At 44.7% G+C, this 13,411-nt stretch carries 16 protein-coding genes; all 16 read left to right on the plus strand.

Going from position 1 to position 13,411, the window contains the following annotated elements; genetic code table 11:
• Nucleotides 1-105 precede the first annotated feature (105 nt).
• A complete protein-coding gene (gene cpaB / locus HP401_RS34855; RefSeq protein WP_173607210.1) occupies nucleotides 106-834 on the plus strand; it encodes a Flp pilus assembly protein CpaB in 729 nt (242 codons plus the stop codon).
• On the plus strand, nucleotides 831-2,234 hold the full coding sequence (locus HP401_RS34860; protein ID WP_173607211.1) for a CpaE/TadZ family protein: 1,404 nt from the start codon (nucleotides 831-833) through the stop codon (nucleotides 2,232-2,234). The genes cpaB and HP401_RS34860 overlap by 4 nt, the downstream gene beginning before the upstream one ends.
• An 11-nt stretch (nucleotides 2,235-2,245) precedes the next feature.
• Nucleotides 2,246-3,733 carry a TadA family conjugal transfer-associated ATPase gene (locus tag HP401_RS34865; protein ID WP_173607212.1) on the plus strand — a complete coding sequence of 496 codons (1,488 nt, stop codon included), beginning with the start codon at nucleotides 2,246-2,248 and terminating at the stop codon, nucleotides 3,731-3,733.
• Nucleotides 3,734-3,744: 11 nt separating this feature from the next.
• The gene (locus HP401_RS34870) at nucleotides 3,745-4,641 is read left to right on the plus strand and encodes a type II secretion system F family protein (RefSeq protein ID WP_173607213.1); all 897 of its coding nucleotides are present in this window, start codon (nucleotides 3,745-3,747) and stop codon (nucleotides 4,639-4,641) included.
• A gap of 128 nt (nucleotides 4,642-4,769) precedes the next feature.
• Nucleotides 4,770-5,567 (plus strand): type II secretion system F family protein, encoded by a 798-nt coding sequence (locus HP401_RS34875; protein ID WP_309145165.1) that lies wholly within the window; start codon nucleotides 4,770-4,772, stop codon nucleotides 5,565-5,567.
• Between the two features lie 90 nt (nucleotides 5,568-5,657).
• Nucleotides 5,658-5,834 carry a hypothetical protein gene (locus HP401_RS34880; protein WP_012683911.1) on the plus strand — a complete coding sequence of 59 codons (177 nt, stop codon included), beginning with the start codon at nucleotides 5,658-5,660 and terminating at the stop codon, nucleotides 5,832-5,834.
• Nucleotides 5,831-6,328 carry an A24 family peptidase gene (locus HP401_RS34885; protein WP_173607215.1) on the plus strand — a complete coding sequence of 166 codons (498 nt, stop codon included), beginning with the start codon at nucleotides 5,831-5,833 and terminating at the stop codon, nucleotides 6,326-6,328. Before HP401_RS34880 ends, HP401_RS34885 begins: the two co-directional genes overlap by 4 nt.
• Nucleotides 6,325-6,756 (plus strand): TadE/TadG family type IV pilus assembly protein, encoded by a 432-nt coding sequence (locus HP401_RS34890; RefSeq protein ID WP_087349805.1) that lies wholly within the window; start codon nucleotides 6,325-6,327, stop codon nucleotides 6,754-6,756. Before HP401_RS34885 ends, HP401_RS34890 begins: the two co-directional genes overlap by 4 nt.
• Nucleotides 6,753-7,262 carry a hypothetical protein gene (locus HP401_RS34895; RefSeq protein ID WP_064203246.1) on the plus strand — a complete coding sequence of 170 codons (510 nt, stop codon included), beginning with the start codon at nucleotides 6,753-6,755 and terminating at the stop codon, nucleotides 7,260-7,262. Before HP401_RS34890 ends, HP401_RS34895 begins: the two co-directional genes overlap by 4 nt.
• Nucleotides 7,263-7,359: 97 nt before the next feature.
• Entirely contained in the window at nucleotides 7,360-7,977 is a 618-nt protein-coding gene (locus HP401_RS34900) for a DUF4046 domain-containing protein (protein ID WP_087349809.1), read from the plus strand.
• A 108-nt stretch (nucleotides 7,978-8,085) separates the two neighbouring features.
• Nucleotides 8,086-8,364: a hypothetical protein gene (locus HP401_RS34905; protein ID WP_012683916.1), complete on the plus strand. Its 279-nt coding sequence runs from the start codon at nucleotides 8,086-8,088 to the stop codon at nucleotides 8,362-8,364.
• A 148-nt stretch (nucleotides 8,365-8,512) separates the two neighbouring features.
• The gene (locus HP401_RS34910) at nucleotides 8,513-9,277 is read left to right on the plus strand and encodes a hypothetical protein (protein ID WP_012683917.1); all 765 of its coding nucleotides are present in this window, start codon (nucleotides 8,513-8,515) and stop codon (nucleotides 9,275-9,277) included.
• Between the two features lie 2 nt (nucleotides 9,278-9,279).
• Nucleotides 9,280-10,158, plus strand: coding sequence for a CpaE/TadZ family protein (locus HP401_RS34915; RefSeq protein WP_142498980.1), 879 nt, complete (start codon nucleotides 9,280-9,282; stop codon nucleotides 10,156-10,158).
• Nucleotides 10,155-10,943: an SAF domain-containing protein gene (locus HP401_RS34920; protein WP_173607216.1), complete on the plus strand. Its 789-nt coding sequence runs from the start codon at nucleotides 10,155-10,157 to the stop codon at nucleotides 10,941-10,943. Before HP401_RS34915 ends, HP401_RS34920 begins: the two co-directional genes overlap by 4 nt.
• Nucleotides 10,940-12,058: a hypothetical protein gene (locus tag HP401_RS34925; protein WP_173607217.1), complete on the plus strand. Its 1,119-nt coding sequence runs from the start codon at nucleotides 10,940-10,942 to the stop codon at nucleotides 12,056-12,058. Before HP401_RS34920 ends, HP401_RS34925 begins: the two co-directional genes overlap by 4 nt.
• Nucleotides 12,058-13,410 carry an ATPase, T2SS/T4P/T4SS family gene (locus HP401_RS34930; protein ID WP_173607218.1) on the plus strand — a complete coding sequence of 451 codons (1,353 nt, stop codon included), beginning with the start codon at nucleotides 12,058-12,060 and terminating at the stop codon, nucleotides 13,408-13,410. The genes HP401_RS34925 and HP401_RS34930 overlap by 1 nt, the downstream gene beginning before the upstream one ends.
• Nucleotide 13,411 lies beyond the last annotated feature (1 nt).

Here is a 13,411-nt window from a genome sequence, read left to right on the forward strand (position 1 = left end):
TGTGTAATAGGGTAACTGTGCAAAACAAATGCACAGTTTTTTTTGTTTTCTTTTTTTGTCCCTCTATTCTCCTCTACGCTAGAAACAATGGAGAGGAGGGGGAGAATGTCTATACATCCGTTACGACTATTGGCTATATTGCTTTTCGCTACATGTATAGGCGTAGCGACCTACATCATTTTGAAGCCGCATCAAGTGACCTATATTCAATTGCGATCAACAGTGGAAAAAGAAAGTGGCCAATTACTTGAAGCAAGGGATATGGAGCCATTAACACTGAGACTGGGAGGGATCTTTCAACAACCCATTGCCCCAATTCCAGGTTTGATTCCATGGGAGGAAGGACAGAGTCTTGTCGGTTTAGCATTCACCCGTCAAGTGAAGGGAGGCCGACCGTTATTGCAAAGTGATTTGGAGCAAACCAGTAATGCGCAAGGTAGCGGAGTGATCACAGAAAAAATGACAGGTATGAGCATTCCCATAGACAATGTTGCAGGAGTTTCACCGCATGTATCAAGCGGAGAAAGGGTGCACGTCTATGCTTCCTTTGAAGATGAGACAGGAGCACATTCCGGACTACTGCTGCAAAACATGCCGATCATTGGCATTCAACGCGAAATGGAAGGCGATCATCCCAATCTGGTAGCTGTGACTCTCTCCCTGACACGTGATGAGGCTGTTCTGCTAACACACGCACTTCATTATGGAAAAATCAGATTGGGCTTGGCTGCAGTAAAGGATGAGGGAAATCCAGGAATAGGAGACGTAAAATTCGCTTCAGAGTTAATGAAGACGAAAACTCGCTGGGGTATTAAAAAGGAGGAGCACGAGTGAAAAGGCGTTTGCTCATAGTAGATGATGATCGTGATTCAGTTCGTTTGTTAAAGGCGCAACTTATAAACAGTAGATGGATTGAAGTGTGCGGGGAAGCACTCGGAGTGGAAGAGGCATGGGCAAAATTACAGGAAAACCAACCCCATTTGGTGTTGCTGGGTGGTATAAAGGGAACGGAAAGAGGTGTGTTGTGTCAGCAATTTCGGCTAGCCTTTCCTCATCTTTCATTTATTGCTGCTTGCTCAAGCAATGAACTGATGTGGGAGCCATTTTTCCGGAACTTAGGTCTATGGGTTATTGCCAAGCCCATTGAACCAGGGCAAATCGAAGCGTTAGCCATGATGATACAGCCTCCAGGTATGGTAGCAGAAGCTGCGCCTCAACAACACCAGTATGTAATCCAGGAACAAACCAGGAGCTATCCGAGTCAGCAGCCTTCGATCTCAGAGCCGATCACGGGTGGTTTAGTTCCTGAAATGACTCGTCCCAAACAGCTTATTACTGTTTACGGTCCCAAAGGTGGCGTAGGAAAAACATTTATTTCTCGTGAGCTAGCGATTTTCTTTTCCATGCAAAAAAACGAGGGCGTCCCATTGCGGGTTATGGCTGTTGACTTCAATCTTGATCTCGGTACTTTTGCGACTACTTTGAATCTCCCCCGTACCCCTAATCTTTTTACGTGGGTAAAGGATCTTGATGCTCAATTGCATTCGTTTATTCAGGATCAAGGCAAAGATCCGTATTCCATTAGCAGTGAGGAATGGCAGGAATACGCACAAGCCTTGCCGTTATCTCCCCAACATATCGAGAAATATGTGGTTGCTCATCCTGATACAGGCTTGCATGTACTTACGTCCCCCCGTGATATTCGGCAAAGCTTTGAAATCCGTGACTATCATTTATATCTAATTCTCGAAACGTTAAAACAGAGCAACTATGACGTCATTCTTATTGATACGGCTCCTGATACAACAGATGCAACGATTCAAGCTCTGTTTTTTGCAGAGCATGTCGTGATGGTGGGGAATCCGGTGGTAGACTCCATTGAAAATATTCAACGATTGCTGAAACTGTTGAGAGAAGCAGAGTACCCTGAAGAACGCATTCAAATTTGCATGAATCGTTTGCAGAGGAAAGAAATGTTTACCTTAGATGAAATTCGTGCCTATTTCCAGCTTCACCCCAGCAAAAAAATTTTCTCCATACCTGATGATGTGGAAGTGAAAAAATCGATTAACACCGGAACGCCAGTCATGCTCCAGTCAGGGAGAATTCCAGCCAAGGAAGCCATTGAGACATTAGGAAAAGCACTGTTTCCCGTAGATGGGGAGCAAATGAAGGCTACTGAAAAAGAGAAACAAAAAGAGAAAACATCTCTCTTCAAATGGTTATGGGGATAAGGGAGGGTGTCATGTTCGATAAAAAACAGTTACTAGGCATATCAAATCAAGTCCGCCCTGCGCAAGAATTACGATCAGCGGGGAGGGGAATGGCGGGAGTTCCTACGACGCTTCATGAAAAAATGCAAGCTCCTGATCATGAGCGGACGAATGAAAAATGGGTTGGGACAGATAGAGAAACATCGATTCGTACCCAGATTGTTGAGAAATACGGAAAGCGATTATGGGAGGAAAAACATTCTTCACTCTTTATGGATGAGCTGACGGCAGATATTCGAATGCTGCTGGAGTCGCAAACCACGCTGACATCCATACAAATGGAAGCAGAAGTAAAACGGCTGCTGCATTCTTTGACGGGGTGGGGCCCATTAGACGCTTTATTAGAGGATAACGACATCACGGAGGTTCTTTTTCATCGCTATAACTATCTCGTCATTGAAAGAAAAAGTACTGGTCGTCTTGAATCTCCGGAGATTGCTGTTTTTCGCGATGAGGAAGAGCTGCTGCGCTTATTAGAACAGATTGCAGCGACAATGGGACGTGAGTTTAATGAAACGAAAGCAGAGCTGCATACACAGCTTCCAGACGGTTCCCGGGTTGCTGCTACGCATCGTTCTATTTCTCCCGATGGTCATATGCTCACGATTAGAAAGCACCGTGAGCTACTCAGTGAGTCCGATTATTTACGGTACGGTTCCATTTGCGAGCCGATGCTTCTCTTTTTAAACAGAGCCGTCCGTTTATCTCGCGCATCTGGCATTGTCAGTGGAGGAACAGGCTCAGGCAAGACACACATGCTCAATCTCATCTCCCAATATGTCCCTGATCATTTAAGTATTATTACGATCGAGGATGTTTTGGAGATGAAGCTTCAGCATCCTTTTGTGCGCAGATTTTTAGCGAAACCTGCGAATTACGAGGGGAAGGGTGGGTTTTCGATCAAGGATTGTGTTCGCTTGTCTTTGCGAAAAAGGCCGGATGTCATTATGGTCGGTGAGACACGCGGTGGAGAAATCGTAGATATGCTTTGGGCGATGAATACGGACCACCCTGGTAGCTGGAGCACAGCGCACGCAAACTCACCGCGAGCTTTGGTCGATTCAACATTGCCCATTTTATTTGGAAAAGCAGATGAAGGGTATAGTGCTGAAGAGCGCAACTTAATGATCGGTTCAGCACTGGATTTGATTGTTCAAGTAAAACGTTTTGAAGAAGATGGTAGTCGCAAGGTGGTAGCGATAACGGAGGTAGTGGGGACGGGTCAATCGCATGAAGAATGGATAAAGCGAGCCTGCAACATTAAACAGGTTCTCCCTGATCGGGTGTATTTGCAGGATATATACGTGTACGAAGTAACAGGGGTGGAGAATGGGAGAGTAAAGGGCCATTTCAAATGGACAGGCTATCGCCCAGAGCGACTGATTAAGCGATGGCTAGAGAAAGGCCTGTCTCGAGAGGAGATTGAGCGCGTCTTTTTCACCACACCAATACCGCTATAGGAGGGGAAAGCATGGACATTAGCTTACCTGTTGCAATCGGGATAGGGATGGCCATCCTGTTATTGATCTTGCCCAACAAAGTGTATATGCGAGAACCGGCGGGGAAGCACGAAATCGTAGAAGTGTTGCAACAGGACAGAAAAACGATTTGGAAGCAGTTTGAGGAGAGGTTGGCGAAATCGCGCTCAGGGTGGGGGGTAAACCAGTATGTGACCCTCTCTTTTTTATTGGGGATCGCGTCATTTGGTGTGAGTAGTCAGATCTTGCAGTCTTGGTGGATGGCAATGCCTGCTTTGCTGGCAGGGATTATGTTTACCGAACGGTTAGTGAGTGTATGGGGGGCCCGTCGAAAGGACGATTTCGAAGCAGGCAATGTAAAAGCGATTCGACTCATGGCCAGTTCATTACGTACTTCTCCATCGTATTTGCATGCGTTTGAACAGGTAGCTACTAGTCCATTTTTATCAGAAATCGTATTAGAGGAATACAGGCGTATTGTAGAGCTATTGCGGGCACAAGTCCCATTAGAGCACGTAATGAATCGATTCTTTGAACGCACAGGATCAGCAGATGTCAAATATTTAGCGACCATTGTCCACATTCAACGTGAGATGGGCGGAGATATGGCTAAAACGCTCGATTTGGCTGCCTCTTCGATATTACGGCGCAGACAGTCGCTCCGTAGACAAAAAGCAGCTATGGCACAGATCGTTGCACAAGTGAATTTACTAAGCGTCATGCCGTTTGTTTTTGTCATTGCGTTGTATGTGAATAATCCCAATCATTTCGACCCACTTACGGCCACAATCGGGGGACGGTTTCTTATTTTGGGAAGCTTGGCTTCTATTTTGATTGGGGGTGAAGCAATTCGTTTTGTTGCGCATAAAAGCATAAGCAGGGGAGCATAGGGGAGGGTGCAATGTTCGTTCTCGTTCTTAGTATATTGGTGAGTGTTGCTATATTTCTATACGGCTTGCCGTCTTGTGTGAGTAAGGGAGAACCAATATCCGCCACCCTTTTGGGCAGGATTGACTCCGTGAAACAAGCCAAGCTTGAGCAATCGTTTCAACAAGGACGAAAAAGGTGGACACTAGTTCGAAGCTTGGAGAAAAACCAGGTACTGCTACAGCATTTCTACAAATGGACGGGTGTCGATAAGAAAAAAATAGAGGAAACATTGGCGCGTCTGGGGATTGATATAAGCCTGACAGAGATTGTTTTGTTCCGGCTCATCAGTATGTGTTTCATCGTTTCATCTCTAGCTTCATTGCCAATAAGCATGATTCATGGTGAAAAAATCGGTATGGTGACTGGGCTTCCCTTAACGATTAGCTTATTTTTGTACTTGCTACCGAACATGCTATTAGATCGGGTGGACAAGCGGGCTAAAGCTGAAATTCGAGAGCAGGTCCCAATCTTTTTCAGCATTGTGCAGTCATTGGTGGAAGCAGGCATGCCGTTGCAGCAGGCTGTTAAGCAGACAGCGAGACGTTTTGATGCCAGACTTGGCAGAGAACTCGCGAGCCTAGAAATGGGAGAAAAAAAGCATGGGAACTGGCGAAAGGCACTTGAAGAGCTGGCCTTTCGGTGGGAGGTAGATTCGTTGACTACCATCGCACTAGAGATGAACGAGGCGATGAAAAAAGGGGTTAGCATATCACAAAAGTTGTCTGTCCAAGTAGAGGAGCAAGTGAGACAACAAGAGGACGAAGCTGCTACCCATATGAATCGGTTAAATATCAGATTATTGCCTTTTGTCATTTTGTTAATGGGTCTGCCGCTGTTGTTCTTGGTGATGGGGCCTGCATTCATTGGCATCGGAGAAAGCCTGTAGAAAAATAAGCGCATGTAAATATTTTTGCGAGAGGCGCTGTCTTTTGGCAGAGTGAAAATAGAACCAAAATCTCAATGAGGAGTGAATGGAATGGGAACCATCGCAGATTACGTCAAGCGTTTTTGGTATGAGGAGGACGGTGTCACGATCGTGGAAATGGTCATTATCATTGCCGTCATCTTGATTGTGCTTATTCCGACACTGACACAACTAGGTACTGCTGAAGACGAGAAGCTGAAGGAACTGCAAGAAAAAATAAGCAAATGACAAACGTAGTCTTGCTAGGCGTATTAGGAGCGGCAGCATGGATGGATTGGAGACAAAGAAGAATATCGAATACGCTTGTTTTTCCAGCGATTGCTGTCGGCTTATGGTATCAGTGGGAAGGTGAATTATTAGCCGGAGCAGTGCTAGGTGTGGCAGGAGCATTTTTGTTGACAGTTGGTCCCGTAATCTTAAAAGGAATGGGGATGGGCGATCAAAAGCTGCTGATGGCTGTTGGAGCTTGGACAAGCTGGAGTGTGGTGTATTCTTTGTTTTTGCATTCTATCATCTTATGCCTGATTGTGATGGTGTTCTATCCGCAAAATTGGGCTCGCCTACGCAACAATCTTCAAATTATTGCAGCCGGATGGACAGCTCATCGACAAGTGTGGCTTCCAGGCAGGGAAAAAACAGCCTTTTCATTCCCCTATGCTGTATATTTGCTGGGTGCTTTTGTGCTCCAATCTGTGCGAGATGTCATCGGAGCAAGCGGATGATCACACGTATGGGACGAATGATACGTGCGAGGGTGAAAGATGAGCGAGGCAGCCAGATGATTGAGTTTATTTTGGTGTTTCCTTTAGTTTGGATCTTGATCGTATTCTCCTTTGACCAATTCAGCATGATGTACAACAAGCAAAAGGCATTGGCGGCTGCGTATGAGGCAGGGAGAATTGCTGCAGTGCAGCCCAATTTCGGTTTGGCCAAATTCCATGCGAAACAGAGAGGTACATCCGAATTAGCACAAGGTATCGGAGTCCTCCACAAAGATGTGCAGCTGGAGCTTGATGGGAACGGCTGGAGAAAAGGCAGTCATGTAAAAGCTAAAGCAACAGTTTCATTTCGGCTTCTCTCTACGGGGGAATTATTCGAGATAACTGAAAGCTATCACATGATGGTTGAAAATGCGGAGGAGAAGCAATGAATGATTCGTTGCATCATTTTTTGATTCGAGTGAAGGAAGAGCGCGGGGCAACCATGATTACTGTGCTCTTCTTTCTCTTCTGCTTGGGCAGTCTGCTCTCTATCCTGTTATTTTTGGAGCAGACAGATTATCTAAAAATGAAGATGCAACATACAGCAGATTTGATTACTAAGGGAGCACGTGCGGCTGGAAAATGGGAGTACGTGGATACAAACGGTGATAAGCAAATCAGATTGTTTGCCACAACAGAAGAAGCTGAACGTCGTGATGCGGATATCATTCGCGGGGCTCGTGAAGAAGCGGGGATTCTTTGGAGATTAAACAGGCCGAATCTGGAGGGGACAAGTGATGAGGTCTCTGTCATTCACCAAAAAGGTGAACGGCCTTATTTGTACTTGCAAGGAATCTATCATTTAGAAGTAAAGGTTGAAAAGAATATACCTGTATTTTGGGATGAGCTTTTTGTAAAAATGAACAGAGTCTCCCAGTCTGGGGTCTATGAATAAAGTCACAATTTTGAACAGAGGTGCTGTTATTTTTGTCCTAATCCCGCATGGTAATTTAGTAGTATATTCCAAAAATGGGGATAGGAGTGAGATGACAGTGCCCTCAAAAATAGTCGATCGGTACAAACGAATTCTTAACGGAGAGCAAAAGCGTTTTTCCCCGTATGAGTTCGAAGATGTGCAGTACCGAAAGCAAAAAGTCCAATTAGTTGTAAGATATGCGATTGAAAATGTAAAAAGATGGACTCCTGAGCAGGCGAGACGTGAATTGAACTTGCAGGATGTCAAAGAACTGAAGCTTCATTTGGTGAGAGAATTTATTGAACCGCCCATCGAGGCAAAGGCTGAGGATGTGTATTACTTCGTCGAATTCGCTTATCCGTATTTACCTCGGCTTACAGAAGAACAACGAGTGTTATGGGTTTACCAAGAAGTGCTTTCAGGCATAAGACGTCATTTTCCCCCAGCTTATTTTCAGAGTATAAAGGGTGAGGAACGGGCAAAAATATGTGTCGACTATATGTGCAAGCATCTACTAAAGCTAGCAGATTTGCGTCAACTGCCAAGTATCTTCAGCAAAACAGAGAGAGCCTATACGCTCCTGAAAACATATAAACTCAAGATTCTCGTCGATACACTTTACTTTTCACCGTTTGATATGGTCACTGAAATGTATCCTGAACTTAGTGATCCCTCTTATTGGGATGAGTTATAAAAATATTTGCACAACCCTGCTGTCTTTTTTTACGGTAGAGGTAGTTTCATAGGCTTATAAGCAGATGAAACGGCCGTACTCTACAGGTGAGAGAAGGAGGCGTTGCGCATGGCAACAGTAGAGGCTCACCAGAAATGCTCTGCATCCGTGGAGCAGCTTCTAGGGCGACAAGTACGCTACCAGAAGCACAAACCTGGCAGACATCTTTCAGTGGAAAGAGTTCCGCAGGGAGCGTTCCAGATCGAATCCGTACATCGATTTGGAGACAGAGTAGTACTCAATGACGGGCTAATTGTAATGGAGAATGCTCCAACCGTCATGGAGCGCGCGGGAAGGATTGCTCTTCTTTTCGCGACCGGAGAAGAACTTTACTTTGTAACCGAGTAGGTTCTTTTAATCGCCTTGCACGGGTGCGTGTGAGGCGACCCATAAAGCGAAATGCCTGGTTTGCCAGGCTAAATAAGATTCGCCGCGTCGAGAACGCTGTTGGAGAATATCTATCGTTCTATAAAAAGGAAAATGGGGGTATTTTGACGTGTTGGCAAAGAGTGCAATCGAATTAGTCAACCGCTGCTATGAGGAGACAAACAAGCTGACATTGTTGTCATTGGAAGAGTTTAAGGAATCCTTTATTGCTTTTGTTTTTGGGGATTACCAGGAAGAGTTTATGGTTCAGTATGATCTGGAAGAGTTTTATGAGCATCTGAATCAGCTTCAGTTATCGAATTGCCGGAGAGATTTTGATCGAGCAGTTGAGGAATGGTACATCACAGAGTATGGAAGCGGGTATAAAGGCGTCAATTATCATGACATTTTGTTTACGCTAGTAAAAGAAGCAGTCGTTCAATACCAATCGCCAAATCGGATAGCACTCATCCGAGATGTAACCAAGCTCCTAACAATGCCAAATGGATTCCTCGCCCGATGGCAAGATGGGCAGATACGTGAACGTCCCATCCCCACCTATTTTAAATACTTGATGAAGCTCGGAGTACGTACACATGAAGATATTGAAACGTTGGTAGACATGTGGCTGGTAGAGTACCCAAACGCATTTAATAAAAAGCAGCAGGAGCTATTTGCCAATCCTCCAAGAAGAGGGAGACCTAACAACGTCGAGCTCGCTCTGTTAATTGAGCTAGCCATGAAAGTGAGACCAGAAATGACTGCTCAGGAACGGGAGCGGCTGCGCAAAATATACTATTATCACCGCAAGTCCCTTACTGTTCGAGAGATGGTTGAGAAATTTGAGAAATACATTGCTAGTAAAAATAAATCAAATGACTCCCAGGTGGGATAATCATGTTTCACCAAATGAGCCGCTTTGTCTCCAGGTTCCGTGATTTGGAGCAGCAGGAGTTTTCACAGTCTATTGAGGAAGAGCGGCAATGGAGGATACTTAAAGAAAAGCTTGCTTCTCCACAAATAGTTGAGCAACTGGAGTCGTATCAGCGTAAATGTATTGCCGTTATGAGCTTGTACGCACAGGCTGGAGCTAGTTTTCTTGCAAGTAACCTAGCGTATGCATGGTCAGGAAAAGGCATTCCTGTTACCCTTTGCGAGTTGCCAAAAGTGACATCCTATTATTATTTTGCTCTTGATTTTGAACGTAGAGCTCGACAACAAGTAAGAGATTCTCCTACATCATTGCTCCTCATGCAGAATAACCATCTTCGCATCCAGATAGAATCCCCAGCACGACTTCAGCAGGAATCTTCTCAAACAGATACAGCCAACTGGTTACTACGAATTTGTAAGGATAGTCCCATAGTGGTTATTGATGTTTCTTCCTATTGGAATGATGCTCACTCCAAACAAATTTTTGAGCATGCCGATGAAATATGGGTAGTTTTTGATGCCGATTTGGCTAGACTTACCCGCTTGTTCCTGGCAGAGCCAGCCCCTGCTTGGTGGAAGACAGAAAGAAGAAAAATAAAAATGATAGCAAACAAATGGAATAGCCAATTGTCTCGGACAAGCATCATGAAAAAAGTAGAAGGAACGCTCTCCCTATGGGACCAGCAGCCGGGAGCTACACAGGTAACTAATATGATTCCGTTGATGAATGGAGAGAAAACAGCAATGGCAAGCGCCAAAGCCAATCTACTTTTGGAGATTTTCCCCGAGGAAGAAATTGAGTTTCAGTCATTGATTCATGCTTATAAAGGAAGGATGTTATGAAGAAGCAAACATTACTTGTCATTTGCTTAATTTCATTTCTGCTAGCAGGGTCGTCCTTTTATGCGGCGACTCAATATATTGACGCGATGGCTGCCGAAAAGCTGTTTGCCCCAGTTATTAAGGTAGCTGCAGGGAAAGAAATATCAGCCTTCGAGCCGATTACACAAGATGACGTGATACTCGTACAGGAAGAGGTGGATGAAATTCTTCCAGGTTCAGCGCGCGATTTGGATACTGTACTGGGGAAAAGGAGCACGCAGACAATGTACGAAGGCGAGCAATTATTAGTGGAAAAGCTGACAGATTCGCAGCTTTTACCGGAAAAAGGGGAGGCGCGCTACGAGTTCCCCCTACTATCCATCCATCCGTTAACGGAATTACGCAAAGGCGATCATGTGAAAATTTGGGTCAAATACAAGAGTCTTTCGGAGCTGCAAGACTATCCTACACCACTGCATTTTCGAAAAACTAATGATACGGCAGATATGTTATTTGAAAGTCAGCTTGCAAGTGTGAGGGACAGTAATGGTATTGAGATCTATACATTAAAGCCAAGCTTGTTACCATCGCCTGATCAGATGGATTCTATCTTTCATGGATCACGAGAAAAACCGTTGCAGAATGGAGAAAAGCGATATCGTGACTACCGGGTACAGCCAACAGCACTACCTGCTTTTATCGGCTTTAATTTGACAGACGAGGAGTATGTGATAATAACCGAGGCAATGTCATATGGGATGCTTCAGGTAGGTCATATCATGGGTTCGAAGGAGCAAGCGTCATGAAAATTTTAGTTTGTTATCCGATGAAGTCACTCGCCAAGACGTATATGCCTATGTATAGTGATGTGCTGGTAGCTGAGTCGGCGGCGGAGTTTTCACGGCTTGTGCAACTTTATATGCCAGAAGCTTCCGTGATATTTTCCGAAATGTTCAACTCTCCCGTTTGGGAATGGCTTCCGGCACTGAAAGCACAGCTCCCGCCTAACTCACCGTTAATTATTGTCCCTCTCTATCGGGATGAGAAGATGATTGAGAAGGTAGCTGAGGAGTCTGGGGTAGAGCATGTATACATTTTATCAGCGCACTTATCCCAAGAAGAAATACGTCATCAGATCAGTCTGATTCTAGGCTTCGTGCAAGAGTGTGCAGATATCGGATCGTCAAAAGAAAAGGGGTTCGTTTACGCTTTATTGAGCTACGGTGCTTCTGGCATTACTACTTTTTGTATTAATTATCCAGTCATACTAGCGAGGCAGCATCCTGAAAAGCGAATTGTTGTACTTGATATGAATGAAGCTAAACCAGATTTATCAAGATTCTTCAAGCTCCAACAACATCAATTATCTCTATTTCGTCCTGACTTTATTGATATACAAACAACTGCCAAGCGTAACTGGAGCAATGTCTGCAAACAGAGCGCACACTTACCTAATCTGTATTACGCACATGCTGCCAGCAAGTGGAAGAGCTCAGAATTAAGCAATCTAATTACTGTGTTTCGCAGGCAATTTGACTATGTATACGTCGATTGGGGTTACTGCTTTCCTGAGTCTGAGACTTTACAGCGGTTGCTTCATACTGTTGACCGCAATCTTTTATTCGTGAGAGCTGATCCCTTTAGTATCGATAGTGCTAGAGAGTGGTTGTATAAATGGAAAGAAAGAGGAGTGAAATGCGAGGTTCTGCTCAGTCATTTAGACCCTGGGCAACCCTTTCGAATTGGAGAGGGTGTTTCGGTCTATGGTGTAGTACCACGCATTTCGGAGAACAGGCTCATGCAATCACATCAGAGCAGCAGCGTATTAATAGAAGAGTTTTTCGCTCCCAAATCGTACATCAGCAGTTTGAAGGAAATTGCTAAGGCGCAATATATGGATAGAAGTGCGGTGTTTTGCTGATGAGAGGGATAGAACGAGAACAACCAGTTAAATCAGACATCCAAACTATCGAGGACATGAAACAAGTAGCAAGAGATTATTTAAATCATTTTGGCAAAACTCGAGAAGAGAAGCTGGAGATGCAACGAATTCTCGCTTTGGCAGAGCAGGGAGACCGTGATAGTCACAACCATATTATTCTTCGCTTACAGCATTATTTTGAGGAAGTCCTCCAACGACCAGTAACCGAACAAATTTTGCCGCATGTTAACAGTTACGAAGGTCTCACCTTTTCCACTTACGGGTGGGGCATACTCGATGCCGTCCTACATTTATCTCCGTGGGTAGAGGAAGTGCGAATTTCTGCAAACCGCAACATTGCGTACTTGGAGCAAGGAGTCAAAAAATTTCTCTCTTACACTCCCAGCTGGAAAGAGGTTGAAACCCTCCAACAAAAGTTGACCAATACAGCGGGTCTATCTTTTAACGAGAAAAAACCTAGATTGAGCGGATACTTACATTCGCTAAAAGCAAGATTGACCATGTTTACTTTCCCTTATTCCAGAGTACCGACCATTCTGGTTAGACGATTTACAACACCTGCTTTTTCGCTCGACCAACTCCGTACACAACAACAGCCAGCCTTCGACGAAAGAATTCAATGGCTAATGGAACAGCAAGTGTACGGACGAAGCAATGTGCTGGTTATTGGACCGATGGCTGCTGGGAAAACCACGTTGATGATGTGTATGTTGAAGCTGAAGGACCCTCGGACAGAATATATCACGATCTTTGAAAGTGAACACGAGATGCGATTTGGTGATATTTGGCCAGGGGAAGTGATTGAACTCCAAAACGTGGAGGAAATCGGCATTGAATTAGAGCATTGCTTCAAAGACATGTACCGGTCGACAGCCAATACCATTTTGATTGGAGAAATTCGTGAGCCTATAGAAGCGTACCATTTTATAAATGCCGGAATCAGAGGGACGGACGCTACAATCGGAGCAATGCACGAACGATTTGCACATAGAGCGCTACATGATCTGACCGATCTTGTTTATCAATACGGAGGGCGGAGTGTCGAGCTGACGCAGGAGAGGATTAGCAGGGCAGTCAATTTTGTCAATTCGCTTACATACCGCAACAGTGGTCACCGTTTTATTGATGCCATTCATACGACGGAGTGGAACTCTTCTTTTAATCGAGTTGAATCTATTCCCCTGGTAGGTCGCAACATGCAGACGGGAGCTTATGAATGGACGGGGAATCAACTGAGCCCACATTTAGTTGAATACATGTGTTACGTCGGCAAAGCAGACATTGAAGTGTTGAAAGAGCTACGTCTTACCGATATAGGCAGGCAACTATGAT

The organism is Brevibacillus sp. HB2.2 (assembly GCF_013284275.1).
GTDB lineage: Bacteria > Bacillota > Bacilli > Brevibacillales > Brevibacillaceae > Brevibacillus > Brevibacillus brevis_D.

Coding starts and splice junctions, on each gene's coding strand:
- HP401_RS34870 (WP_173607213.1), top strand. CDS start 3,745: ATGGACATTAGCTTACCTGTTGCAATCGGGATAGGGATGGCCATCCTG.
- HP401_RS34880 (WP_012683911.1), top strand. CDS start 5,658: ATGGGAACCATCGCAGATTACGTCAAGCGTTTTTGGTATGAGGAGGAC.
- HP401_RS34930 (WP_173607218.1), top strand. CDS start 12,058: ATGAGAGGGATAGAACGAGAACAACCAGTTAAATCAGACATCCAAACT.
- HP401_RS34895 (WP_064203246.1), top strand. CDS start 6,753: ATGAATGATTCGTTGCATCATTTTTTGATTCGAGTGAAGGAAGAGCGC.
- HP401_RS34925 (WP_173607217.1), top strand. CDS start 10,940: ATGAAAATTTTAGTTTGTTATCCGATGAAGTCACTCGCCAAGACGTAT.
- cpaB (WP_173607210.1), top strand. CDS start 106: ATGTCTATACATCCGTTACGACTATTGGCTATATTGCTTTTCGCTACA.
- HP401_RS34865 (WP_173607212.1), top strand. CDS start 2,246: ATGTTCGATAAAAAACAGTTACTAGGCATATCAAATCAAGTCCGCCCT.
- HP401_RS34915 (WP_142498980.1), top strand. CDS start 9,280: ATGTTTCACCAAATGAGCCGCTTTGTCTCCAGGTTCCGTGATTTGGAG.
- HP401_RS34920 (WP_173607216.1), top strand. CDS start 10,155: ATGAAGAAGCAAACATTACTTGTCATTTGCTTAATTTCATTTCTGCTA.
- HP401_RS34890 (WP_087349805.1), top strand. CDS start 6,325: ATGATCACACGTATGGGACGAATGATACGTGCGAGGGTGAAAGATGAG.
- HP401_RS34885 (WP_173607215.1), top strand. CDS start 5,831: ATGACAAACGTAGTCTTGCTAGGCGTATTAGGAGCGGCAGCATGGATG.
- HP401_RS34905 (WP_012683916.1), top strand. CDS start 8,086: ATGGCAACAGTAGAGGCTCACCAGAAATGCTCTGCATCCGTGGAGCAG.